Consider the following 24,431-nt stretch of genomic DNA (forward strand, 5'->3'; position numbering starts at 1 on the left):
GTGGCGCCGTCTGACATGGGAGCTACTTTATCACTGGCTTTAAAAAATCTCGATAAAAATTATTGACGCCGAGATTTATGCTGCTTATCGTAGAAAAAAGCGTCGTGATCACGACCGGCATGCAGCCGGCGGCTGGCGCACCCAGGAGACAAGCACAGTGATACGGCTACACGACGTCCAGCGCACCGGCCCGCGCACCCGCAACCTGCCCGAAACATCCGCCCGGCGGCCCTTGTTGCGCCCGGTTCTGCGTCATGTTGCGGCCTGCGTGGCGGCGGTAGCCGCACTGGTTGCCGGCCCTGCAGCCAGCGCGGAAACCTGGCCGTCGCGGCCGGTGACCCTGCTGGTCAATGGCGGTCCCGGCAGCCTGCCGGACCTGTTCGCGCGGCCCTTGGCCGAACGCCTGCACCGCGCCCTGGGCCAGCCTGTCGTGGTCGAAAACAAACCCGGCGCCGGCGGCATGCTGGCCATGCAGCAGCTCAAGTCCGCGCCGGCCGACGGCCACACGCTGGCCCTGGTCACCAACGCGCACCTGGTGTGGAACCCCTACATTTTTCCGGCCCTGACCTACGATCCGGCGCGCGACCTGCAGCCGGTCAGCCCGCTGGCGGTCATCCCCATGGCATTGACCGTCAACGACAAATTGGAGGCCAAATCCCTGGATCAACTGCTGGCGCTGGCGCGCCAGAAGCCTGGCCGCCTGAACTACGCGTCCTCGGGCAACGGCAGCCCGCCCCACGTGCTGTTCGAAATGCTGCGTGAACAGGCAGGCGTGGACATCCTGCACGTCCCGTTCAAAACCGGCACTGCCGCGCTGAATTCGGTGCTGGCGGGCGATACCGAAATCTATTTCGCCGGCACCGCGCTGGTCGAGCCCATGGTCAAGGACGGCCGCCTGCGCGCGCTGGCAATGAGCGAGACCGTGCCCGACGCTGCCTTCGGCAAGACGCCCACGCTGGCCGCCAGCAACTTCCGGGGCTTCGAGGGCGCGGTGTGGCTGGGCGTGGCCGCGCGCGCCGGCACGCCGGACGCCATCGTGCAGCGGCTCAACGAAGAAATCGGCCGCGCGCAGCAGGACGGCGCGCTCAAGCAGATGTACGCCAGCCACGGCTCCTTGCCGTACCATCTGGCGGCGGCGGCCTTCGCCCAGCGCGTTGCAACCGAGCGGGACACTTCCGATCCCGTGCTGCGCAAGCTGGGCATCAAGCCCGATTGAACTTCCTACTTCCAACCCTGGTATTCGGGGCTCCGCTTGCGGGGCCCGCAGCAGCTTATGAACCTGATCGAAGAGATTGTTGAAAACTCCCCGTCCATCCGCGACATCCGCAGGGATATCCATGCGCATCCGGAACTGGCTTTCGAAGAGAACCGCACTTCCGACCTGGTGGCCCGGCTGCTGGAAAGCTGGGGCATCCCGGTGCATCGCGGCTTCGGCAAGACCGGGCTGGTGGGCGTGATCCGCAATGGCGACTCCGGGCGTACGCTGGGCCTGCGCGCCGACATGGACGCGTTGCCCATGCACGAGGTCAACCAGTTCAGCCACGCCAGCAAGCATCCCGGCGTGATGCACGCCTGCGGCCATGACGGCCATACCGCCATGCTGCTGGGCGCGGCCCAGCATCTGGCGCACCATCGCAACTTCGATGGGACCGTGTACCTGATCTTCCAGCCCGCCGAAGAGCGCGGCGGCGGCGCGCGCGAGATGATGCGCGACGGCCTGTTCGAGAAATTCCCCATGGAAGCGGTCTTCGGCATGCACAACATGCCCGGCATTCCGGTGGGCTGCTTCGCCTCGTCCGCGGGGCCGGTGCTGGCGTCCAACAGCGAATTCCACGTGACCGTGCGCGGCAAGGGCGGCCACGCGGCCATGCCGCACCTGTCCATTGATCCCATTCCTGCGGCGGCGCAGATGATCGAGGCCTTCCAGACCATCATCAGCCGCAACAAGAAGCCGCTGGAGACGGCGGTCATCTCGGTGACGACGGTGCAGGCGGGCGGCGTGGTCAACGTCATCCCCGACACCTGCGAACTGCGCGGCACGGTGCGCGCCTATACCCGCGAAACCCTGGACCTGATCGAGCGCCGCATGGGCGAGATCGCGCAGCACGTGGCCGGCATGTTCGGCGCGCAATGCGAATTCGTCTTCACGCGGCACTATCCGTCGACCATCAACCACGAGGCCGAGACCGCCTTCATGCGCAACGCGCTGACCCAGGTGGTAGGGCAGGAGCGCGTGCTGGTGCAGGCGCCCATCATGGCGGCCGAGGACTTTTCCTTCATGCTGGAAGAGGTGCCCGGCAGCTATTGCTTCATCGGCAACGGCGAAGGCGACCACCGTGAACCCGGCCACGGCGAAGGCCCGTGCCTGGTCCACAACACCAGCTATGACTTCAACGACGCATTGCTGCCGATCGGCGCGAGCGCCTTCGTGAAGCTGGCTGAGAACTGGATGCCGCGCAAGTAGCGGCAATGGCGGCGCGGGCGGACAGGACAGCGCCTGCCGCCCGCGCGCCGCGACTATCCCGTGTCAGTGCGACGAACCGGCCTGGACCGACAGTTCGTGGTTACGTGTGCGCACCAGCAGCGCGCTGAGCGCAGCGGCCAGCCCTGCAATCAGGGCGCCCGCCAGGAAGGTCAGCTGATAGCCGCCATTCAGCGCCAGGGTCGGCGCCGCGCCAGCCGCTGCCAACCCCGCGGTACGCGCTGCGGCCAGGCTGGCCAGCACCGCCAGACCTAGCGCGCCGCCCATCATGAAAGCTGTGTTGACTACCCCGGACGCCAGGCCGGACTGGCTGGGCTCCACATCGCTCATCGCGGCCAGCAGCATCGGGTTGAAGGCCACGCCCGCGCCCAGGCCCAGCAGCAGCATGGCTGGCAGGACATCGACGGCGAAGCTGCCGTCCGCCGGCGCGCGCGCGAACAAGGCCAGCCCCAGCGCGGCAATGAACAAACCCGTGGCCAACGGCCCGCGGATACCAAAGCGCATCACCAGCTTGGCCGACAGCCCCAGCGAGAACGCCGCCATGATGAGATTGGCCGGCAGAAAGGCCAGGCCGACCTCCATGGGGCTGTAGCCCAGCACCAGCTGCATGTACAGCGCCGACACGAAGAACCACGCGAACATGGCCGCGGCCCACAGCACGCCGACGACGTTGGCCGTGGCCACGTTGCGCAGGCGGAACAGCCCCAGCGGCATCAGCGGGGATTCCACCCGCGCTTCGATCGTCAGGAACAGCGCCATCAGCGCGGCTGCCGCGCCCAACAGGGTCAACGATTGCGTCGAGGTCCAGCCGGCCTCGTTGCCGTTGACCACCGCATACACCGCCAGCATCAGCGAGGCGGTGACGCTCAGCGCGCCGGCCACGTCCAGCCGGGCGCCGGCGGCGGCGGGCGGCGCGGCCGGAATCAGCCGCAGGCACAGCGCATAGACCACCACGCCGATGGGCAGGTTCACCAGGAAGATCCAGTGCCAGGACAGCGCGCTGGTCAGCAGCCCGCCCAGCAGCACGCCGATGCTGCCTCCGCCCGCGCAGACAAAGCCATACACGCCCATGGCGCGCGCCCGTTCCCCGGTTTCGGTGAACAGGTTCATGATGAGCGACAGCGACACCGCCGACACCACCGCGCCACCCAGGCCCTGCGCCGCGCGCGCGCCGATCAGCAGGGTCTGGCTTTGGGCCAGGCCACAGGCCAGCGATGCCACAGTGAAGACCACCAGGCCCGCCAGGAACATGCGGCGGTGGCCGAACAAGTCGCCCAGCCGCCCGCCCAGCAGCAGGAAGCCGCCGAAGGTCAGCATGTAGGCGTTCACCACCCACACCAGCGAGGTCTCGGTGAAATGCAGGTCTTCGCGGATGGAGGGCAGGGCGACGTTCACGATGGTGGTGTCCAGAACGATCATCAACACGCCCAGGCAAAGCACCATCAGCGCCCACCAGCGTTGCTTGCCATGTATTCCATGCGTCATCAGTTGTTGCTCCGTGGATGGCGGTTCGATCCGCCGCGTTGCTTTTCTAGTGGGAAACGCGCCCGCCACTGACCATCCAGCGCGTGCCGTAGCGGTCTATCAGCGAGCCATGGGCCTCGGCCCAGAAGGTCTTCTGCAAGGGCATGGTGATGCTGCCGCCGTCGGCCAGCAGGTCGAAGACGCGTTGCGCGTCCGAAACCGTGGGATAGGCCAGCGCCAGCGCCACGCCCTGCTTGCCGGGATAGGGATGCCCGGCGGTCGCGTCGCTGCCCATCAGGGTCTGCTCGTCCAGGCCCAGGCGGGCGTGCATGATACGGCCGGCGTCTTCGTCCGACAAGACCGGCATGGCGGCGTCGGGCGGGGCGTCCGCATAGCGGATCATGGCCTCCATCCGCCCGCCCAGCACGCGCTCGTAGAAGTGCATGGCCTCGGCGCAATTGCCGTCAAAGCTGAGGTAGGCGGATAGTTGGGGCATGATGTCTCCAGGGTGACGAACGGACGGTGCCAGGAGGGCGGCGCCGCTCTATGATGGAAGCCTGACCCCACGTACAAAGGAGCCCGGCCATGCTGAAAGGAAGCTGCCATTGCGGACAGATCGCGTTCGAAGTCGATGGCGAACCGTCCCAGGTACTGGAATGCAATTGCTCGCACTGCAGCCGCAAAGGCTATCTGCTGTGGTTCGTGCCCCGCGCCAGCGTGCGCCTTGCCACGCCCGCTAGCGCCATGTCGACCTACCGGTTCAACAAGCACGTGATTTCACACCACTTCTGCGCCAATTGCGGCTGCGCGCCATTCGGCTTCGGCGTGGGCGCCAAGGGCGAAGAGACAGCAGCGATAAACGTGCGCTGCCTGGAAAACGTGGATCTGAACGCCTGGCCCCGCATCCCGTACGACGGCCGCAGCGTCTGAGCGCCGCGAACCGCGCTACATCATAGGGCAAGCGCGCGCCGCGCGATATGGCGAGCGCGTGACATGTCTTTTCATCGAATTGAACGAGTTTTCAGGGAAGCGCCGCATGAGCACCGTAAAACTGCTGTCCGACGACGACGTCCGCAAAAACCCGCAGGCCTGGGCCGTGTTCGAAGACATCCGCGCCACGCGCAAGTCGGATTTCGTCAACAACTTCTGGCGCGCCCTGGCCAACGATCCGCCGCAGCTGGAGCGGGTCTGGGGCCAGCTCAAGCAAGTCATGATGGCGGACGGCGAACTCTCTCCCCTGATGCGCGAAATGATCTACATCGCCGTGTCCACCGCCAACGGCTGCACCTACTGCATCCATTCCCACACCGCCGCCGCCCGCGCCAAGGGCATGACCGACGGCCAGCATGCCGAACTGCTGGGCGTAATAGGCATGGCCGCGCAGACCAATGCCATGGTCACCGCCATGCAGGTGCCCGTCGACGAGGCATTCATCGTGAAATAGGAGGCCGCCATGTCTCTGATCCCGCTGTTTCCGCTATCCAACGCGCTGTTCCCCGCAGGCGTGCTGCACCTGCGCATCTTCGAGGTGCGCTACCTGGACATGATCCGCCGCTGCATCGCGGACGGCAGCGAATTCGGCGTGGTCGGCCTCTTGTCGGGCCAGGAGGTCCGCACGCCGGAAGGCACGGAGACCCTGGCCCCCGTCGGCACCATGGCGCGCATCGACGCCTGGGACGCGCCCATGCCGGCCCTGCTGGAACTGCGCTGCGTCGGCACCAGCCGCTTCCGGCTGCTTTCCAGCGAGGTGGCAAAATACGGCCTTTGGATGGGCCAGGCCGAGCCCATCCCCGATGACCCGCCCGCACCGGTGCCGGCAGCCATGCAGCCCAGCGCCGACGCGCTGGGACGCCTGGTGGCCCAATGGCAGCAAGATGGCGTGTCCCCCGAAAGAATGCCCCTGGGCCCGCCGTTCCGGCTGGATGACAGCGGCTGGGTCGCCGACCGTTGGTGCGAACTGCTGCCCCTGCCGCCCGACGACAAGGCCGCCTTGCTCGCCATGACCGACCCGGTGGCGCGCCTGGCGGCGATCCAGGACGTGCTGCGGGGGCAGGGGCTGGCTTAGGAAAGATGCCAGGGCCTCGTATAGATACCAGGCTGGGCGTAACCGTATTTGGACACCATGGAAATCAGGATAGACGAGGGCCTGCGCGCCTACATAGACCCCTTGACCGACGACGAGCGCGAGGCGCTGGAACGCAGCCTGCTCGCCGAAGGCTGCCGCGACGCCCTGGTGCTATGGGGCGACCTGCTGGTCGACGGCCACAACCGCCATGCCCTGTGCATGAAGCACGGCATCCCCTTCGAAACCCGCCAGAACACCTCGTTCAAATCCATCGAGGACGTGCACCTCTGGATGATCGAAAACCACCTGGGCCGGCGTAGCGTGTCGGATTTCCAGCGTGGGGTGCTGGCGCTGCGCAAGAAGGAAATCCTGCAGGCGCGCACCGCGGCTGCGCCCGCGCCCGACGATCCGCCCTGGGACGAAGACTCCGGCGAACCGCCGCCGCTGCCGGCCGCAGTCGTGTCGCAGGCGCTGAGCCGGCAGGCTCTGGCTCGGGCTGCGCGTATCAGCAGCAATACCTTGGGGCAGATCGAGAAGATACAGAAGGCTGCGGCGCCGGAACTGGTGCGTGCGGTGAAGGATGGGGCTATTTCCATCAACGCTGCGGCGGCGGTCGCGACGTTGCCGCCGGAGCGACAGGCTGCGGCCGTGGCTGGCGGCAGGAAGGAGTTGCAGCAGGCAGCCCGCGAAGTCCGCCAAGCCAAGGCCCCGCCGCCTCGGGAGGCTGTGCCGGATATTCCTATTGAGAATATCGCGGATTTGCCGGCTGAGGTGGCGCGGTTACGGGAGTTGCTGACTCGGCTGACGGATGAAAGGGATCAGTTGAAGAAGAAGGTGATGCATTTGACGGTGGCGTTGGCGGAGGCGAGGAATGCGTCGGGGGGAGGGGATGACTAAAGGCCTGGTTGGGAAAGGCTGAACGGCTTGCCAAGCGTGGGCTTTGCGTTGCTCAGCCTAAAGCCAGCTTCCGTCGTCGCTGTGATTAGTCGCGCCAGCCGCTAAGTCGGTTCGGCTTACGGTTGCGCCGCTGTATCGCCCGGAAGGATTGGATTGCTCCTTCCGGGCTAGTTACTTGCACAGCGATCACGAATAACCTATTCGTTAAAAAATGAATGAAGGGCGATCACGAGAAAGTGACGCTGGCACTTGACTACATCGCGGAGCGCGCGAAGTTGAAGGCTGACAGCGACGCTGCAAAACCCTGCCGGGATGCCGCAAACGCCAAACAGTCGCGTCCCACGACCCGCAGTTTTTTCATCGAGTACGGGCGTCTCGCGTAGGACGCTTGCATTCTCCACGGCTGATGGATGAAAAAAGATGCAAAACATGCTTCCGAAACTTCTGCTGCTGAGCTTTCTCTTGATGGGATCCTCTGGAAGTGCAACCGCGCAGCCCTCTCAGAAAACGGATGCCGATGCCAAGAAGGTTGCAGCGGCACTTCTAGCTACAGCGAGCCCGCAGAAGGAGACCAGGCAAGCGTTCGCTCAGCGTGTTGGCCCTACCTTCAAGCGCCTGGTAGCAACCGAGACCATGACGCGAGTTGTATTGGGACCAGCGTGGGGATCGATGTCAGCGTCAAGGCAGGCAGAAGCCGTCGATCTTTATAGCCGGTTCCTGATGAGGACCCTCCAAGGCGCCTTCGAAAACCCGTTGCCCTCGCAGTTTGAGTTGGAGGATGGGGAGAGGTTCCGAAGTAAGCCCGGCTCGGCTACTGTGTATCAGATCACCTGCCTCACGCTGAAAACAGCAGACTGCATTTACTATTCGGCGAAATCGAAGGCCAACGAGTTCACCATGGCGTTTCAACTTCTTTATATTGATGGTAGGTGGCAGGTGGTCGACATGCATGTGAGCGGGATGTCCGTTCAGCAGGTCTATCATTCGAATTTCAGTTCCATTATCAAGTCTGATTCGATCGAAAAGTTGCTGGAAGAGCTTCGCGCGCGAGTCGATAGCTGATCTGGCTGGTATTTCGCCGCTGACCATGGGCGCTCATGGTGAGGGGAGGGAATTTCCTTTGCGGAATTGCAGTCTGGCACCTTTTCCCCGCCGTTTGCGCACCCAGATCACCAATCCAGTCACGCTCAGCGTCGCAACAAAAATCCCCATGAACGAAATCAGCACGCGCCCCGGCATGCCCAGTAGCCGGCCGGAGTGCAGCGGCAATTGCGCCTGCATGAACACATCGCCCCAGGTGCCTTGACCCGGCACTCTTTCGCCGACGATCGTACCGGTGTCGCCGTCCAGGTAAAGCACGTTGTTCCCCATGCCGTTCTCATCCCGGTCGTCTTCCGGCGTGTAAAACGTCACGCCATAAATGCCGAAGCGCTGCGCATAGAAAAGAGACCCGGCGGGAGCAGTCCAGCCTCGACGGCTGCCTTCGGCCTCGGCTACGGCGATAGCCTGCTCTCGACGCAACAGCGGGTCGGTCAGTTCCCGCTCGCGACTGCCCTGGCGTGACTGAAATGGCGAGGGCGTGATCGGCGAGAAAACCGACACGAGCGGCTGCATCACTTGCGTTCCCAGGTTCAGCGACACCGAGGTCACGGCCAGCATCAGCAGCAGACCCCATACCCATACGCCACCCGAGCGATGCACGTCGAAATTGAGTTTGACGCCGCCCTGGCGCAGCCGGAAGCTCAGCGACTTGCGCCAACTGCGCACATTGGGAAATGAGATACAGAGAGCCAGGAAACTGTCGATGATCCAGACCGCCGACACCACGCCCATCAGCCACACCCCGAATTCGATTCCCCAGCCTTTGGGGATGTGCAGGGTGTAGTGCAGCTTGTAGAGAAAGGGCAGCAAGTTCTCGCGCGACAGCGATATCTGGCCCCACTGCCGCTGCCCCTGGACCTGGCCGGTGGCAGGATCCACGGCCAGTTGATTGAAGCCGAGGACGTAGGGCGCTGCGGTAGCGGGATCGATGCGCGCGGCGACACCCAGCATCGCAGTGTGGCCAGGCTCCAGCGTCAGCGGGACAAAGCTGACTCGCAGGCGCGGGTCAGCCGCCTCGACCCGGCGCGCCAACTCCAAGGGAGCTAGTGCGTTAGCTGTCGCACCGGAGGCGGCCACGTACAGTTTGGGGTTAGCCCACTCGTCGAGTTCGTGATTCCATGCGATCAGCGCGCCGGTCAAGCCGGCGACGAACAGGAAACCCGCGATGAACAGGCCGCACCAGCGATGCAGCAACACCATCGCGCCACGCATGCCGCCGCGCATCAGAATTGGTAGCGTGCCGACAGCGTCACACTGCGCGGCTCGCCATAGACATTGCTCGGAAAGCCCACATTGCCGGACAGCGCGTTGTAGTACTTCTTGTCAAAGACATTATTGATGTTGAGCTGTACATCCAGCTTCGGCGTCGCCTGCCAGCCCACTACCAGGTCGGCCAGGGTGTAGGCGTCCTGGCTGATACGGAAGGGAACGCCGCTCGTGGTGCCCTGGTTGTAGATGGAGCCCTGGCGGTAGACCGAGCCGCCGATGCGCCAGCCTTGCAAAGCGCCAGACAGCCGGTACATCGTCGACAGCTTGAACAGGTGTCGCGGCGTGTCGGTGTCGAACAGCTCGCCCACATTGTCGGGGTTCGCATCCTTGCGATAACGCGCGATGGCCACCGTGTAGCCCAGGCTCACTTGCCAGTTGGGGGTGATGGCGCCCTGCAATTCGAATTCCACGCCCTGGCTGCGTACTTCGCCAGCGGCCGAATAGCAGGCGACCGTCGGGTAACCGGCGCATTGGGTCTGATCGGTGCTGCGAAAGGCGCGGTTTTTCTGGTCCATGCGGAACAATGCTGCCGAGGCATTCAGCGCGCCATTGAAGTATTCGCCTTTGATACCGATCTCATAGTTTTGCCCGATCACCGGATCCAGCAGATTGTTGCTGGCGTCCATGTAATTCTGAGGCTTGAAGATGTCCGTGTAGCTGGCGTAGACGGAGTGCTGGTCGTTCAAGTCGTAGACGATGCCGGCGTACTTTGTCAGTTGGTTATTGATGCGGTATCGGTTATGCGCGCTGACGGATGGCGTATTGGCGGTAAAGCTGGGATACGTGTTGACGGTGTCGTTGTAGTCGAACCAGTCCAACCGTCCGCCCAGTATCAGTTTCAGCCGATCGGCCAGGTTCAGGCGGGTCGTGGCGTATAAGCTTTGCTGGGTGATGTCGGCGTCCATCCAGTCGCGCAGCGGGATGTTGGGATTGGCGACGGCACTCGGATCGAAGTCGTAGAGATCGAGGTTGTCGTAGAGAACCACGCCTTGACGGCTGTTGCCGTCGAAATCGATGTTGCGGTAGCTGGCGCCCAGTACCAGTTCATGCGTGCGGCCAAGCAATTGAAAGGGACCGTTGGCATACAGGTCCACGCTGCTCTGCTTTTCCGTATGGGCGTTGCGCGCGCCTAGTTGGCGGTATTTTGCGGTGGTGAAGTTGTAATTGAGGTAATGGCCCAGCATGTCGACCTCGGCCTGCGCGTAGTAGGCCGAGAGATGCGTACGCCAGCCATTTTCGAATCGGTGGTCGAGTCCCACGAACGCCGAAGTGGTGTTCTTGTTCCAATGTTCCCAGTCATTGGCATATGAGGTGGATCGAGGCAGATCCAGATCGCTACCGTCGCGGGCCACGGGCAAGCCGGTAAAGCCATTGCCATGCAACCTGTTCTCTTGGTGCAACGCGCTGAGCGTGAGCGTGGTGGACGCAGTCAAGTCCTTTTCCAGGATCCCGTAAAACGTCTGGCCGCTGCTGTTTTCGCCACGCTTGTAGCTTCCGTAGTCCTGAGTGGCGATCACGGCGCGGCCGCGTAGACTGCCGTCCTCCGATAGCGGACCAGAGGCGTCCAGCTGGGCTCTATAGTGGTCCCAACTGCCGGCGCTCACGTCGGCGGATACCTGCGGCACATCGGTCGGCCGCTTGCGCACCAGGTTGATCGCAGCCGACGGATTCCCTGCACCCTGCACCAGCCCGGTGGCGCCACGCACGATCTCCACGCGGTCATAAATAGCCATGTCGGTGGACAGCAGGTCCTGCGACAGGTTGGAGCTGTCCAGGCTCACGGGCAGGCCGTCGAACATGATGTTGTCCACATACATGCCGCGCGCATAAAAGGAGGCGCGCTCCGGGCCGAAGCGCCGGTACGTCAGGCCGGGGGCAGCCTGCACCACGTCGTTGATCGTTTGCAGGTTCTGATCCTTGATGCGTTCGTTGGTAATGACGGTGACCGACTGCGGTGTCTCGCGCATGGACAGGTTGAGCCGGGTGGCCGTGGCCATGCTGCTGGTGGTGTACGAGTCCGTGCCCTCGGTAGTGCCGTCCGCTACCGATGTTCCGGTTACTGTAACCATGGGCAGCGTGGCGGCGTCGGACGCAGCGGACGAGAGTGTCTCGTCGACTTGCAGCACGTACGCGCCATTGTCCAGTTGCACGGCCCGCAGGCCGCTGCCGGCAAGCAGAAGGCTCAGCGCGCCCGCGGCGGGATGGCGGCCGCTCACGCCGGCCGTGCGCTTGCCCTGGGTTTGCTCGGCGGTAAAGGTCAACATGATGTTGGCCGTGCTGGCCAACTGACGCAAAGCGGGCGCCAGCGGCCCGGCGGCAATCCTGAATTCGACCGCGGCGGTCCCTGCTGCGGGAGGCGCGGCGCCTTGCGCCAGCACGGCGGCCGGAACGCCGGCCGCGAGGGCGGCGGTCAGCGTCAGGGCGGCAAGCGCAGTAGACGATGGGTAAGGGCGCTCCGAATCGTGGGCGCGGTGCAGGTTCGGCATGTTCTTCCTCTGGATTGGACCTCCGAAAATCCCGGTCCTTCCTAGGTAGGTGCCGCGAACATGCCAATCGGGCAGTCAATTCGAAAAATTTTTTTCGGGCCTCAATCGGCCGGTACGATCGTCGCCCAGTAACGGGTGCGCCATTGCACGCGTACCGGCAGCACGCTGGGCAGCGTAGCCAGGATCCTGTCCGTGTCCGCCAATGGAAAGACACCCGAAAGCCGTAGATTCGCGATTTGCGGATCGACGCGCAGTACGCCCCGCCGATAGCGATCCAGTTCGGCAGCGAAGTCGCCCAGCCGCTGCTCGTCAGCCACCAACTGACCCCGCGCCCATGCATCCGTCTGCTCATTGATCGCGCGCGGCGCCCCAACAGCATCGCGGCTGAACTGGGTCTGCTGGCCGGCGTGCAGCACACTCGCGCCGGAGCCGGCGCGGGGAGAGACTTCCACAGCGCTTTCCAGAACCGCCACACTGGTCTGTCCAGAGCGTTGCCGTACCGTGAATCGTGTACCCAGCGAACGGATGCTGCCCTCGGCGGTCACTACCGAAAGTGGCCGCGGATCGGCCATCCCCGGCCCGTGGCGAGTCGCAACCATGATCTCGCCCGCCATCAGCAAGATTCGGCGCTGGTCCGCATCAAAGCGCACATTTGCCGCGCTATCCGTGTTCAGCGTCAGCCGGGTGCCGTCGTCCAGCGTGACTTCGCGTTGCTCACCCGTGTTGCTGCGGTAGTCGGCCGTGCGGGCCTGCCAGGTGTCAGTGCGCGAAGCGAGCAACCCGGCGCTGGTGGCCATTCCCCCCCACAGAAGCATTCGGGTGACCCGCCGGCGGGCGGCGGAGGAGGGCTGATCGGTCGTGGCGTACGACGACAGGGCCGCGTAAGCCGGAGCACGCTCCAGTGATTTCATCCGGCCCGTGACAGATTCGACATGTTGCCAAGCGGCCTCATGATCGACATGCGCCTGGCGCCATTGGCGCCATTGGCGTTGCTGTTCATCGCCAGCCTCCCCGGACATCAGCAGCGTGAGCCAGTCCGCCGCAGCGTTCGCAGTAGCCCGGCTGATGACGCGGCCGCCAGGCAGGGTTAGCGTGTCTCTATGAGAGGCCATGAATTCAGGTCGCCAGCGCGAACATGCATTCGCGGTTGGCCCTGGTCAGATACTGCTTGACTGAACTGGTCGAAGTCCCCAACCGTTCGGCGATTTCGGCGTAGCTCAGTTCGACCAGGTGCGCCAACAGAAAGGCTTCTCGAACCTTGGGAGGCAGGCCATCGAGCACGCGGTCGATCTGCTGCAGGCTCTCGACGGCCATCAACTGTGCTTCCGGCGAGGGAGCGACTTCTTCCGGCAGGCAGGCGAGAGCCTCGAGATAAGCGGTTTCAAGCAACTGCCGGCGGTGGCGGTGTGCGAGGAGCCGCCGGGCAACCGTCGCCAGAAACGGACGCGGCTCCCGGATCTCGATAGCCGCGGTCTTGCGGTCCAGCAGGCTTAGAAAAGTGTCCTGCGCCAGGTCGGCTGCCGCGAAAGTGTCGCCGACGCGCTTGCGCAGCCATCCCTGAAGCCACTTGCCGTGCTCGACATACAGTCCCGCCAAATCATCGGTTATAGGTAGATCCTGGGCTGGCATGAGGACGGAATGTGGAAGCAAACGAATCAAATGAGAATTGATCGCATTATACATAGACAGCTAATCAATTCGGCAACCCGGCCATCGGACGGGTGCGGGGGCTCGTTCCAAGCCGGCGGCTTCGCCACCCGGGGCTCGCGCGCGAACGCACGCAAATGGAGCGTCGCAAGGACCACGTTCTCTATTTTTTTGTCGCTATGGGGGGTCTGGCTGCACATTGCCGCTTTCGCGGCAAACTCGACAACGTAGAAGTCCGCGGCGGGCCGAGATCAACTTTCTCGAAAAGGTTGCCCACGCCAGCGGCGGATAGTCCTGAGCTAGGCTATTTCTGCCTTTGCACTGCGCTTTCTGCGCAATTCGACCACCTGCGCCGCGCCAACGGCCCGAGCGCGCAACTGCCCACAGCCCCCATCCACATCCTGCCCGGCGCTATTCCTGACCTTGGTCAGCACGCCACGGCTTTGCAGATTACGGACGATCTCGCGGATGCGCTCGGTATCGGGGCGCTGGTAATCATCCCCTTCGAGACTATTGAAGGGAATGACGTTGAGCACCCCATACTTGCCCTTCAGCAGACGCACGACCGCATCGAGCTCGTCGTCGCCGTCGTTGATGCCCTTGAGCAGCGTCCACTGATACTGGATCGGATAATCGGTGTCGCGAGCGTATTTCTCGCCCAGTTCTATCAGTTCCTCAGGCGCAATTTTCGGCGCGCGCGGCAGCAGGTCTGTGCGCAGTTCGGCCTTGGTCGTGTGCAGCGACAACGCCAGCGCGGGCTTGACGCGTTGCTGCGGCAGGGCCTCGAATACGCGCAAGTCGCCCACGGTGGAGAACACCAGATTCTTGTGGCCGATATTGCCTTCGGTGCCGAGCAGGTCGATGGCTTCGAGCACGTTCTCGAGGTTATGCGCCGGTTCACCCATGCCCATGAAGACGACTTTCTTCACCGCGCGCTGACGCCGCGCCAGCACGACCTGGGCGAGGATTTCCATGCTCGTGACCTGGCGGATCAGGCCGCTCTTGCCGGTCATACAAAAGCGGCAGCCGACCGCGCAGCCGACCTGGGTGGAGACGCAGAGCCCGTCGCGCGGCAGCAGTACGCTTTCCACCATTTGCCCGTCGGCGAGTTCGACCAGCAAGCGCGAGCCGTCGTTACCTGCGTGTTCGGAGCGAACGCGGGCGAGCGCGTCCAGTTCCGCCGTCAAGGCGGGGACGGCGTTGCGTAGCGCGAGAGGCAGGAAGTGTTCGGCGCTCCGACGTCGCGTGCCGGTGTCGAGCGCTTGCCCTTGCAGCCAGACGCGCAGGAGCCGGCCGCGATGGACGGGCCGGGCGCCAAGAGCGGCGAGGCGTTGGTCGAAGTCGGAATAGCGCATGGGGGGCGGATTTTACCTTGCGCCCGGAAAATGGAGAAAGGGCGCTTACCTTGAGCTTGGACAGTTATGGCTGTGTCTCACCCTAGGCGATAAAAGAGCTGAAGCAGTGCCGTGAGTATCCCTATGCTGGCATGGAGATATTTGACTGACAGCAATGGGTCGAGAAAGGTCATTCGGATCCGGCGGCTCTCGGCCAGAAGCCGACAGTCATCAGGGTCCCCGAGCAGCACAGTGCCGCAACGCGAGATGAGCGCGGGGCAAGCCTATACACATTTGTTACCTTTCAAGTCCATTGAGCAAACTTGCATCTTCAATGGACTCCTACAGCCAGGGTTCTTTAGACGCCGAGGCTGCCCTGCGTCATTCCGATGCTCGCCCCGGCGGGGCTGCGCTTCGGATGACTCCGGGGTCCTCGGCTGGCAGTCGCCTAATGCATTGGCTTTGGATGCCGTTCATGGGCAGATGCCGAGAGCCGGTGTCCGGGCGGAGGGATCCGAAGCGCAGCCCCACCGGGGCGAGCATCGGAATCCCGCAGTCCGGGCGCCGGCGGCTCAAGAACCCTACCTTGAATAAAGGTGTCAGACTACAAATACGCTAGCCAGATGCTGCAAAATTGTAGTCTGACACCTTTTTTTCAGCGACAAGATTGCAAGACCAGAGATGTGCATTAGCTCGGTTAAGCTGATTTGGCGTGTCACGAGGGAGATGTGTTGTGCTGTACGCAAGACATCATCGACATACAACTTGAGAAGAAAGGATCATGACCCAGCCGCATTCAACACGCCCACCCGCTTACGCACTGAAGATGCTGTATGCATCTGCGATAAAGCTTCTCTTTACGTTGGGCCTTGCAACTCTATGGACTGGCTCCCAAGCTGCAAGTTTTGATTGCAACAAGGCCGTGAGCGCTACGGAAAGGTTGATCTGTAGCGATGCCGAGACATCCGCGCTGGATGGAAAATTGCATGGGGCCTATGAAACAGCACTAGCCGCAACCGATGCCTATGGCAAGAAAGAGTTGGCGAAAGAACAGCGCAACTGGATTAAATACGCTCGTGATATTTGTCAAGACAGCGCCTGCCTGCAGCAAACATACATAACTCGCATCGCCATGCTGGCTCGTAATGAGGAACATATTGCCAATGGCGAGGTGTACTCGGACTGCAAGCTGCCGGGCAATCAAACCGTTAGTGGCGAGTGCGTTAATGTAGTGTCGATTCGTGATCCCAACTCCCGTGTTGAATCGTTCAACCAATCGTTGTCGTATCAGAAGGAAAACGGCCGAATCATCGGTTGTAGCCGGCTGATTGACCTACCGGTTGGCGTCGCCGGGAGTAATCACAGTTTTGGCGGCTCCTGCGTATTGCAGGAAGGTACGCAGCGCAAGAACGTGAGGATCTGCAACGACGATATGTTCGGGCATTTCCAAGTAGAGCCGTCCACGCCACAGGATGCCTCAGACAAGCGCCTGGTCGACTTTACTTACGCGCAATGCTATGGCGGTTGATGGTAAGCGCCCGGGCCTATCCGTGATTTAGTGTGTGAGGCATATCATGAGGACTAAAGATCATGGATATGCCGATGAAGAAGAGGCGCACAGCGGCGGATCCGGCGGCTCTCGGCCAGAAGCCTCCTACAGCCAGGGTTCTTTAGACGCCGAGGCTACCCTGCATCATTCCGATGCTCGCCCCGGCGGGGCTGCGCTTCGGATGACTCCGGGGTCCTCGGCTGGCAGTCGCCTGATGCATTGGCTTTGGATACCGTTCATGGGCAGATGCCGTGAGCCGGTGTCCGGGCGGAGGGATCCGAAGCGCAGCCCCACCGGGGCGAGCATCGGAATCCCGCAGTCCGGGCGCCGGCGACTCAAGAACCCTGCCTCACAAAACTGAAGCGTTAGGGCTTCGAGAAAAGGTGTCAGCCTACAGTTCGCTACCTAAGAGCTGATCAAGAAAGACCACGGGAACGCAAGAGGTCGCGGGGGCGACCATCCGATAATCGGAGTGGAATCCGATCACCCCCGTCGCAAGTGTTCAGGCGCTCAGAAAGCGCAAGACTTCGGCCCAATCGTTAGTCGACAGGGCGACGTCCTCGTAGTCGCCAGCTTCCTCGTCGTAGCGCGAAACGCAGAAGCGCTGGCTTCTGCCGGATTCGCGGTCGGCGTAGTTGGCGTAGTCGACATACACTTTCAGGCTGCGCTCCTCGTTCTCGAATGAGGGAGCGGCATCGATGTAGCTCGACGTATCGAAATACCCTTCGGGCAGGGGCGGCAGGGTGGCTATGTCGAAGTCGGGAAATTCGCGGCGTAGTCGTTCAAGGTTCATAAGGAAAGCAAGTAGAGGCTGGAGACCTGACATTTTACGTTGCTCAGTGTCAGTCGCCACGATGGCTCCCGAAATCGAGTTTGGAAATGACGTTTACGACCGTCTGGACAGAAGCCGTTCCACGAAAGTCTCGAACATGACAGGCAGAACTCTCAATCAATCAGAGCTCGACTTCTTCCATAGCGAAGGGTACTTGCGATTGAGCGGCGCACATTCCAAGCGCTGTCTTACGCCGCTTCGGGAGCGCATTCTGCGAGAGCTATCGCGGCTCAAGGTCTGGGCCGGCGGAAAAAGTCTGGGCAGTTCGCTGAACAATTTGGCGCCGTTTCAGCAGATCGCAAAGCTATCCTCGATGGTGAAGATTGCGGATCTGGATGAAACGCTGAACACGGCGGAAATTCGCAACGCAATCGCTGGCCTGACCGGCAGAGCCCCGCAACCCGGCCAAGGCACGCAGCCCTTGCTGTCTTTGCCTCATCAGGGGCCATGGTCTCTGCGCAGCCTGAACTGGCACGTTGACCTGGCTGCGAAATCCGGCGCCGAGGTCCCCGGCATCCAGGTGTTCTATCTGATCGACGACGTTATTGAGCACGGGGGCGCGACTTTGGCGCTGGCCCGTTCTCATCGCGTGGCGGGTGTAGCGGCTGGGAGGCTTCGTGGATCGTTGAAAACGCCGGGTGATCTCGAAGCTGTTCTCAGCGCATCCGACACCAAGATCATCGAGATGTCGGGACGGGCTGGCGATGTGTTTTTGATGGACATGCGCGTGCTGCACACCCCATCCGTCAATTCGTCCAGCCGTATCAGGATGATGGCCACGACTCGTTTCAGTCTGCGCGCAAGCGGATAGGAGCGGGATCTGCCTGGGGGTTGCGGACTCCACCGCTAGTCTTTCGCGCCAGCCAGATCTGCGATCAACCGCAGCGAATCGCAGTCATGACGTCCTTGTCATCCACGATCAAATTCAAGCGCGTGGCGTTGTACTCCATCGTGACCAGTTGGCCCGGGCGCAGCATGCGTGCGGTGGCGCTTCCGCTGCGGGTACGCAGGTCTTCCATGACGGAAGCAGTCGCTTTCTGGCCGATCTGGGATTGCAGGGCTGCGGCGTCGCAGGTCTTGCCGCCGCCCATGGACGACCCGCCGTATGAAGACCCGCCATAGCTGGTCCCCGCATCAGCGGAAGACGAGGTGCCGGAGGAGCTGGAGGCCGCCGGCGAGCTGGATGAGCGCGGGGCGCCGGTGTTGGCGCACGCGGTCAGGCTGGCGACCAGCAGGAAAGGGATCAGCTTTCGGATCATGTAACGCTCCTTACAACAACACGTCTGAAAAAAGCCATGATAGACCAGCGCGGGCGCGCTGTGACCTGGGCCGGGCAGGGCCGCTAGCGGCATTCGTGAGCGCGGCTTCGATGATCCAAATTTTGCATTGACACTAAAGTTTCATGAGAATATATTTCTGAAACCATAGTTTCATAGGCGGGATCATCATGACTTCGGTGTTGCAGGAGCGCATCCTCGCGCTGCAGGACAGCTTCACGGACAGCGAGCAGCGGTTGGCTAGCGTGACCCTGGAGTGCCTGGGCAATATCGCGGCCTATTCGGGCGCCGAGCTGGCGCAGAAGGCGGGCGTGTCCAAGGCGACGGCGGGGCGGTTTTTCCGGCGTCTGGGGTACGAGAACTTCAACGAAGTGCGGGCGCAGGCGCGCGATGAGGCCGACCGTGGGTCGCCGCTGTACGAGATGGCGGGCGTGCGTCCGCCGGACGCGACGGGGGATGCGCTGGCGGAGCATCTGGCCACCGATTTGCAGAACCTGGCGCAGACCTTCGAGCGCCTGGACAGCCGCGACGTGGAGCGGGCCATCGAACTGTTTGCCGGCGCTCGCCGTATCTGCATTGCGGGCTTTCGCAATGGACGGGTGCTGGCGCAGTACGCCTGGGCCTTGCTGACGCAGCTGCGCGACGGCGTTGCGCTGGTGCCGGGCGCGGGTTTGAACCTGGCCGAGGATCTGGCTGACCTGGGGCCTGACGACGTGTTGCTGGTGATGGATTTCCGGCGTCGCGTCACGCTGCTCAAGCCGATTGTCGAACATGCGAACCGGGTGGGCGCGAAGGTCGTGGTGCTGACCGATCCCACCGCCACCGAATTGCCCGCGCGTTCGGACCTGGTGTTGCGATGCGTGAACAGCGGCGCGGCCGTGTTCGATTCCTACGTCGCGGCCACCAGCGTCATCAATCATTTGTGCTCGGCCCTGGCCCGCAAGCTTGGGGCGGCCGCGCGCGAACGTCTGCAGAACATAGAACGCCTGCACGAACACTACGGCGACTTGCATCGCTGATTTCCAAGAGGAGACTGACTTGAACCATCCCATTCCGAACGTCCGGCTGCAGTACGCGCCCAATCCGGCCTTCGAACCCGCCGCGCCTTACGGCCAACGGCAGCTGGAGGTGCTGGGCGGCCAGGCCTATGCGCAGGCGGAGGCGCAGATCCGGCGCTGGCCGGGCTATCAGCCTACGCCGTTGCGCGATCTGTCGGGTCTGGCCCATGCCGTAGGCGTGGCGGGCATCCGGTACAAGGACGAGGGCGGCCGCTTTGGGCTGGGCAGCTTCAAGGCCCTGGGCGGCGCCTATGCCGTCAGCCGCCAATTGCTGCGGGAACTGGCGGTCAAGCTGGGGCGCGACGATCTGTCGGTGGACGACTTGCTGTCCGGCCGCTACCGGGAGCTGGCGCAGGCCATGACGGTGACCTGCGCGACGGACGGTAACCACGGCCGGTCGGTGGCCTGGGGCGCGCAACGCTTCGGTTGCCAGTGCGTGATCTACATCCACGCGACGGTCAGCGAAGGGCGCAAGCGGGCGATCGAGCAATACGGCGCGCAGGTCGTGCGCACGCCGGGGAACTACGACGACTCGGTGCGCCAGGCGGCGCAAGACGCGGCGCGGCTTGGGCGCTATGTGGTCTCGGATACTTCTTATCCCGGCTATATGGAGGTGCCCAAGGACGTGATGCAGGGATACGCAGTGATGGCCGACGAGGCACTGCGCCAGCTGCGCGAGGCGGGCGATGGCGAGCTGCCGACGCACGTGTTCCTGCAAGGCGGCGTGGGCGGGCTGGCGGCCGCGGTGTGCGCGCATTTCTGGGAGCAGCTGGGCGAGCGCCGTCCGCGTTTCATCGTGGTGGAGCCGGACAAGGCGGCCTGCCTGTACGAGAGCGCCCGCGCCGGCAAGCCGGTGGCGGTGCACGGCGATCTGGATACCGTGATGGCCGGGCTGGCCTGCGGTGAAGTATCGCTGCTGGCGTGGGAGGTGCTGCATCCCGGCGCGCAGGCTTTCCTGACGGTTGACGACGAGGCGGCGCTGGAGACGGTGCGTCTGTTGGCGAGCGGCAAGTATGGCGATGCGCCCATCGTCGCCGGCGAGTCGGCGGTGGCGGGACTGACCGGCTGCCTGGCGGCGCTGGCCGATCCGGCGGTACGCGATGCGCTGGGCCTGGACGCTGGCAGCCGTGTGCTGGTGTTCGGCAGCGAAGGGGCGACCGACCCGGAACTGTATCAACGCATCGTCGGCAAGAGCGCTGCCGAGGTCGAAGCCGAGGCCGTGGCATGACTGGCGCCGCGCTTGAGGCAGGCCGGCAGGCCGTGCGGGTCGACGGCGCCCGGCTGTTGCGCCGCCTTGCGGACCTGGCACAGGTCGGCGCCATCGAGGGCGGCGGCGTTTGCCGCCTGGCGCTGACGGACGCCGACCGGCAGGGACGCGATCTGGTGGTGCGGTGGATGCGCGAACTGGGCCTGGCCGTGACGGTGGACGGCATCGGCAATGTGGTTGGCCTGCGGGCCGGGCGCAAGGCCGGTCCGCCCGTGATGACGGGGTCGCACATCGACACGGTGCGCACCGGCGGCCGCTATGACGGCAACCTGGGGGTGCTGGCCGGGCTGGAAGTGGTCGCGGCCTTGAACGACGCAGGCGTGGTCACTGAAAGACCGATGGCGGTGGCGTTCTTCACCAACGAGGAAGGCGCGCGCTTTGCGCCCGACATGATGGGCAGCCTGGTGTTCCAGGGTGACCTGGCCTTGGAGGATGCGCTGGCCACGGTCGGCATAGACGGCACTACGGTGGGCGAGAACCTGGCCCGCATCGGCTATGCCGGGACGGCCCCGGTAGGCAATAACCAGGTGCACGCCTTTGTCGAACTGCATGTGGAACAGGGACCGGTGCTGGAGCACGAGGGCTACACCATCGGCGCGGTGACGGGCGTGCAGGGCATCCACTGGATCGAGTTCACCGTGCGCGGCGTGTCCAACCATGCCGGCACCACGCCGATGGGGTTGCGCCATGACGCCGGCATCGTGGCGGCGCGCATCGCGTGCTTTGCGCGGGATCTGACCGTCGAGTTGGGGACGGGCCAGTTGGCGACCTTGGGGCAGGTGAATCTGTTTCCCAACCTGATCAATGTCATTCCCAACCGCGCGACCTTCACGCTGGACCTGCGCAACACCGACGGCGCGGCCTTGCAGGTGGCGATTGCGCGCTGCATGGCGTACGCGGCGCAGGCTGCGGCGGCTGAGGGGGTGGAACTGAGCCATCGGGTGCTGGCCGATTTCGCGCCGGTGGCGTTCGACGAGGCCATCGTCGGCCGGGTCGAGGACATCGCGCGCAGCCGCGGGCACCGGGTGCGGCGGCTGCCCAGCGGCGCCGGACACGATGCCCAGATGCTGGCGCGCATGTGCCCCACGGGCATGGTGTTCGTGCCCAGCGTGGGCGGGCTGTCGCACAACGTCGCTGAATTCACGCAGGACCAGGATATCGAGGCGGGCGCCGGCGTGTTGCTGGAACTGATGCTCGAACTCGCAGAACAATGAAACCGTAGGAGACTGAACATGTCACGCATCATCAATGTCGCGGCCGCGCAGCTGGGGCCGATCCAGCGCAGCGACTCGCGTCGCGACGTCGTCGAGCGCCTGCTCGCGCATCTGCGCCAGGCCCATGCCATGGGTTGCCAACTGGTGGTTTTTCCGGAGCTGGCGCTGACGACTTTCTTCCCGCGCTGGTACATGGAAGATCCGGCCGAGATCGACGCGTTCTATGAAAGCGAGATGCCGGGTCCGCAGACCCGGGTACTGTTCGAGACCGCGCGCAAGCTGGGCATAGGCTTTTACCTGGGCTATGCGGAGCTGGCGGTGGAGCAGGGCGTCAAGCGCCGCTTCAACACGTCTATCCTGGTGAACCAGAACGGCGAAATCATCGGCAAGTACCGCAAGGTGCATTTGCCCGGGCATGCCGAACACGAGCCGTGGCGCGCTTTCCAGCATCTGGAGAAGCACTATTTCGAGCCCGGCGAATCGTTCGATGTCTGGCGCGGCTTTGGCGGCGTGATGGGCATGGCCTTGTGCAACGACCGTCGCTGGTCCGAGACCTATCGGGTCATGGGCTTGCAAGGCGCGGAAATGATCCTGCTCGGCTACAACACGCCGGTGCACAACCCGCCGGCGCCGGAGCATGACGACTTGTCCATGTTCCACAACCATCTGGTGATGCAGGCGGGCGCCTATCAGAACGGCACCTGGGTGGTGGGCGTGGCCAAGGCCGGCAAGGAAGAGGGCTGCGAGATGATCGGCGGCAGCTGCATCATCGCGCCGTCGGGCGAGATCGTTGCCGCCTGCTCGACCAAGGGCGATGAGCTGGCGATCGCGCGCTGCGACCTGGACCTGTGCCTGTCCTACAAGAGCACGACTTTCAATTTCGACCGCCACCGGCGTCCCGAGGCTTACGGCCTGATCACGGAACGCAGAGGCGCGGTGGAACCTGCGCCGGAGGTGGCGGTAACCGCCTGACCTGCGGCGCGGCCAGCGCGGACTGTCGATAGACCGTCCGCATAACCGGCCCGGACGTTCCCTTCCCATAAAAAACAGCATGCGGGCGCCCCGAGCGCCTGCAGGGGAGCGTTCGGCCTAAAAAAACACAGACCCCAAGGTGAAAATATGGACCAGTCAGTCGAGAGCATTGCGGCGCCTCCGGTTGCCGCAGACAAGGATCCCCTGGCGGCGCGGGATGATGCGCTGTATCGGAAGGTGGCGTGGCGGCTGCTGCCGTTCTTGATGGTGTGCTACATCGCGGCGTTCCTGGACCGGGTGAACGTCGGCTTTGCCAAGTTGCAGATGCTGGATGACCTGAAATTCAGCGAAACGGTGTACGGCCTGGGCGCGGGCATTTTCTTCATCGGCTATTTCCTGTTCGAGGTGCCGAGCAATGTGCTGATGCACCGCATCGGCGCGAAGAAGACCCTGGCGCGCATCATGATTCTGTGGGGCATCATCTCGGCCGCCATGGCCCTGACGCAGACGCCGACGCAGTTCTACATCCTGCGCTTCCTGCTGGGGGCGGCCGAGGCCGGGTTCTATCCCGGGATCATCCTGTACCTGACCTATTGGTTTCCGTCGAACCGGCGCGGCCAGATCGTGGCGGTGTTCATGACGGCGGTGCCGTTCGCGGGCATCCTGGGCGGGCCGCTGTCGGGCTGGGTGATGGAGGCTTTCCATGACACGCACGGCATGGCCGGCTGGCAGTGGATGTTCATCATCGAGGCCATCCCTTCGGTGCTGCTGGGCCTGGCGGTGTTCTGGTACCTGGATGACCGCATCGACGACGCGCGCTGGCTGTCGCCTTCGGAGAAGTCGCGGCTGGGCCATAACCTGCAGAGCGAGAAGACCGCCAAGACCGAACACGTATCGATGCTGACCTTGCTCAAGGACCGGCGCGTCGTGCATATGGCGCTGATCTGCTATTGCACGGTATCCAGCCTGTCGGGCCTGGCGTTCTGGATTCCGTCGGTGATCCGTTCGACCGGCGTGGTGTCGCTGCTGGACATCGGCCTGCTGACGGCGGTGCCGAACGTCTGCGCGGTGATCTCGATGGTGCTGGTGTGCCGCCATTCGGACGCTGTGCGGGAGCGCCGCTGGCACATGATCGTGCCGTTTCTGGTGGGCGGGACGGGCTTGGCGCTGAGCACGCTGTTCAGCCATAACCCGATGCTGGCCGTGGCCATGCTGTCGGTGGCGGCCGCCGGCTGCATGGTGTGCTCGCCCTTGTTCTGGAGCCTGCCGACGGCGTTCCTGGAAGGCAAGAGCGCCGCGGCGGGCATCGCCGGGATCAATTCCTTCGCCGGCTTGGCGGCCTTTGTCAGCCCCTATGCGATCGGCTGGATCAAGGATCTGACCGGTTCGACGGATTGGGGCATGTACTTCCTGGCCAGCTTCACGCTGATCGGGGCGGTGCTGGTGTACCGCGTGCCGAAGAGCCTGGTCAACCGGTAGGCCCGGTAGGCGGCTTCTCCTGTCTCTTATACACATCT

23 protein-coding genes are annotated in these 24,431 nt (G+C 63.6%); 14 read left to right on the top strand and 9 right to left on the bottom strand.

The genetic code is table 11. The features are described 5' to 3' along the window. Positions 1-157 precede the first annotated feature (157 nt). Together DXK93_RS29070 and DXK93_RS29075 are read left to right on the top strand one after the other, a co-directional pair. A complete protein-coding gene (locus tag DXK93_RS29070; RefSeq protein WP_233564632.1) occupies positions 158-1,216 on the top strand; it encodes a tripartite tricarboxylate transporter substrate binding protein in 1,059 nt (352 codons plus the stop codon). A 57-nt stretch (positions 1,217-1,273) separates the two neighbouring features. Further along, a complete protein-coding gene (locus DXK93_RS29075; RefSeq protein ID WP_119451938.1) occupies positions 1,274-2,464 on the top strand; it encodes a M20 aminoacylase family protein in 1,191 nt (396 codons plus the stop codon). Between the two features lie 63 nt (positions 2,465-2,527). On the opposite strand, the gene DXK93_RS29080 is transcribed toward DXK93_RS29075, so the two are convergent. After that, positions 2,528-3,967 carry an MFS transporter gene (locus DXK93_RS29080; protein ID WP_119451939.1) on the bottom strand — a complete coding sequence of 480 codons (1,440 nt, stop codon included), beginning with the start codon at positions 3,965-3,967 and terminating at the stop codon, positions 2,528-2,530. A gap of 46 nt (positions 3,968-4,013) precedes the next feature. Continuing rightward, positions 4,014-4,442: a VOC family protein gene (locus tag DXK93_RS29085; protein WP_054453774.1), complete on the bottom strand. Its 429-nt coding sequence runs from the start codon at positions 4,440-4,442 to the stop codon at positions 4,014-4,016. Between the two features lie 89 nt (positions 4,443-4,531). Between DXK93_RS29085 and DXK93_RS29090 the strand changes: the two genes are divergently transcribed. From DXK93_RS29090 to DXK93_RS29110, 5 genes are all read left to right on the top strand, one after another. Then, positions 4,532-4,876 (top strand): GFA family protein, encoded by a 345-nt coding sequence (locus DXK93_RS29090; RefSeq protein ID WP_119451940.1) that lies wholly within the window; start codon positions 4,532-4,534, stop codon positions 4,874-4,876. Positions 4,877-4,982: 106 nt separating this feature from the next. After that, on the top strand, positions 4,983-5,390 hold the full coding sequence (locus tag DXK93_RS29095) for a carboxymuconolactone decarboxylase family protein (RefSeq protein ID WP_119451941.1): 408 nt from the start codon (positions 4,983-4,985) through the stop codon (positions 5,388-5,390). 9 nt (positions 5,391-5,399) lie between these two features. Continuing rightward, positions 5,400-6,011, top strand: coding sequence for an LON peptidase substrate-binding domain-containing protein (locus tag DXK93_RS29100; protein WP_119451942.1), 612 nt, complete (start codon positions 5,400-5,402; stop codon positions 6,009-6,011). Between the two features lie 57 nt (positions 6,012-6,068). After that, on the top strand, positions 6,069-6,908 hold the full coding sequence (locus tag DXK93_RS29105) for a hypothetical protein (RefSeq protein WP_054453784.1): 840 nt from the start codon (positions 6,069-6,071) through the stop codon (positions 6,906-6,908). Between the two features lie 420 nt (positions 6,909-7,328). After that, positions 7,329-7,970 carry a phospholipid-binding protein MlaC gene (locus DXK93_RS29110; protein WP_054453786.1) on the top strand — a complete coding sequence of 214 codons (642 nt, stop codon included), beginning with the start codon at positions 7,329-7,331 and terminating at the stop codon, positions 7,968-7,970. Between the two features lie 33 nt (positions 7,971-8,003). Here DXK93_RS29110 and DXK93_RS29115 read toward each other — a convergent pair whose 3' ends face one another. From DXK93_RS29115 to DXK93_RS29135, 5 genes are all read right to left on the bottom strand, one after another. Further along, positions 8,004-9,233 (bottom strand): PepSY domain-containing protein, encoded by a 1,230-nt coding sequence (locus DXK93_RS29115; protein ID WP_225591369.1) that lies wholly within the window; start codon positions 9,231-9,233, stop codon positions 8,004-8,006. After that, complete coding sequence (locus DXK93_RS29120) at positions 9,233-11,764, bottom strand: TonB-dependent siderophore receptor (RefSeq protein WP_119451943.1); 2,532 nt, start codon at positions 11,762-11,764, stop codon at positions 9,233-9,235. Before DXK93_RS29120 ends, DXK93_RS29115 begins: the two co-directional genes overlap by 1 nt. 101 nt (positions 11,765-11,865) lie before the next feature. Continuing rightward, positions 11,866-12,876 (bottom strand): FecR domain-containing protein, encoded by a 1,011-nt coding sequence (locus tag DXK93_RS29125; protein WP_119451944.1) that lies wholly within the window; start codon positions 12,874-12,876, stop codon positions 11,866-11,868. A 4-nt stretch (positions 12,877-12,880) separates the two neighbouring features. Next, positions 12,881-13,393, bottom strand: coding sequence for a sigma-70 family RNA polymerase sigma factor (locus DXK93_RS29130; RefSeq protein WP_054453792.1), 513 nt, complete (start codon positions 13,391-13,393; stop codon positions 12,881-12,883). A 317-nt stretch (positions 13,394-13,710) separates the two neighbouring features. Beyond that, positions 13,711-14,766 carry an RNA methyltransferase gene (locus DXK93_RS29135; protein ID WP_119451945.1) on the bottom strand — a complete coding sequence of 352 codons (1,056 nt, stop codon included), beginning with the start codon at positions 14,764-14,766 and terminating at the stop codon, positions 13,711-13,713. A 760-nt stretch (positions 14,767-15,526) separates the two neighbouring features. Between DXK93_RS29135 and DXK93_RS29140 the strand changes: the two genes are divergently transcribed. Next, entirely contained in the window at positions 15,527-16,273 is a 747-nt protein-coding gene (locus DXK93_RS29140; RefSeq protein ID WP_233564633.1) for a lysozyme inhibitor LprI family protein, read from the top strand. A 523-nt stretch (positions 16,274-16,796) separates the two neighbouring features. Here DXK93_RS29140 and DXK93_RS29145 read toward each other — a convergent pair. After that, complete coding sequence (locus tag DXK93_RS29145) at positions 16,797-17,087, bottom strand: hypothetical protein (RefSeq protein WP_054453796.1); 291 nt, start codon at positions 17,085-17,087, stop codon at positions 16,797-16,799. A 61-nt stretch (positions 17,088-17,148) separates the two neighbouring features. Here DXK93_RS29145 and DXK93_RS29150 point away from each other — a divergent pair, with 61 nt between their 5' ends. Next, positions 17,149-17,937: a phytanoyl-CoA dioxygenase family protein gene (locus tag DXK93_RS29150; RefSeq protein ID WP_225596779.1), complete on the top strand. Its 789-nt coding sequence runs from the start codon at positions 17,149-17,151 to the stop codon at positions 17,935-17,937. Between the two features lie 64 nt (positions 17,938-18,001). On the opposite strand, the gene DXK93_RS29155 is transcribed toward DXK93_RS29150, so the two are convergent. After that, on the bottom strand, positions 18,002-18,385 hold the full coding sequence (locus DXK93_RS29155; RefSeq protein ID WP_054453798.1) for an I78 family peptidase inhibitor: 384 nt from the start codon (positions 18,383-18,385) through the stop codon (positions 18,002-18,004). Between the two features lie 188 nt (positions 18,386-18,573). Between DXK93_RS29155 and DXK93_RS29160 the strand changes: the two genes are divergently transcribed. The 5 genes from DXK93_RS29160 to DXK93_RS29180 all read left to right on the top strand — a co-directional run bounded on the left by DXK93_RS29160 (position 18,574) and on the right by DXK93_RS29180 (position 24,393). Next, positions 18,574-19,422, top strand: coding sequence for a MurR/RpiR family transcriptional regulator (locus DXK93_RS29160; protein WP_082400960.1), 849 nt, complete (start codon positions 18,574-18,576; stop codon positions 19,420-19,422). Positions 19,423-19,441: 19 nt separating this feature from the next. Further along, entirely contained in the window at positions 19,442-20,689 is a 1,248-nt protein-coding gene (locus DXK93_RS29165; protein WP_119451946.1) for a diaminopropionate ammonia-lyase, read from the top strand. Next, positions 20,686-21,942, top strand: coding sequence for a M20 family metallo-hydrolase (locus tag DXK93_RS29170; RefSeq protein WP_119451947.1), 1,257 nt, complete (start codon positions 20,686-20,688; stop codon positions 21,940-21,942). Before DXK93_RS29165 ends, DXK93_RS29170 begins: the two co-directional genes overlap by 4 nt. An 18-nt stretch (positions 21,943-21,960) precedes the next feature. Then, positions 21,961-22,914 carry an N-carbamoyl-D-amino-acid hydrolase gene (locus DXK93_RS29175; RefSeq protein ID WP_119451948.1) on the top strand — a complete coding sequence of 318 codons (954 nt, stop codon included), beginning with the start codon at positions 21,961-21,963 and terminating at the stop codon, positions 22,912-22,914. Positions 22,915-23,061: 147 nt separating this feature from the next. Next, complete coding sequence (locus tag DXK93_RS29180; RefSeq protein WP_054453806.1) at positions 23,062-24,393, top strand: MFS transporter; 1,332 nt, start codon at positions 23,062-23,064, stop codon at positions 24,391-24,393. Positions 24,394-24,431 lie beyond the last annotated feature (38 nt).

The sequence above is a fragment of the Achromobacter sp. K91 genome (assembly GCF_003576205.1).
In the GTDB taxonomy this organism is placed as follows: Bacteria; Pseudomonadota; Gammaproteobacteria; order Burkholderiales; family Burkholderiaceae_B; genus Achromobacter; species Achromobacter aegrifaciens.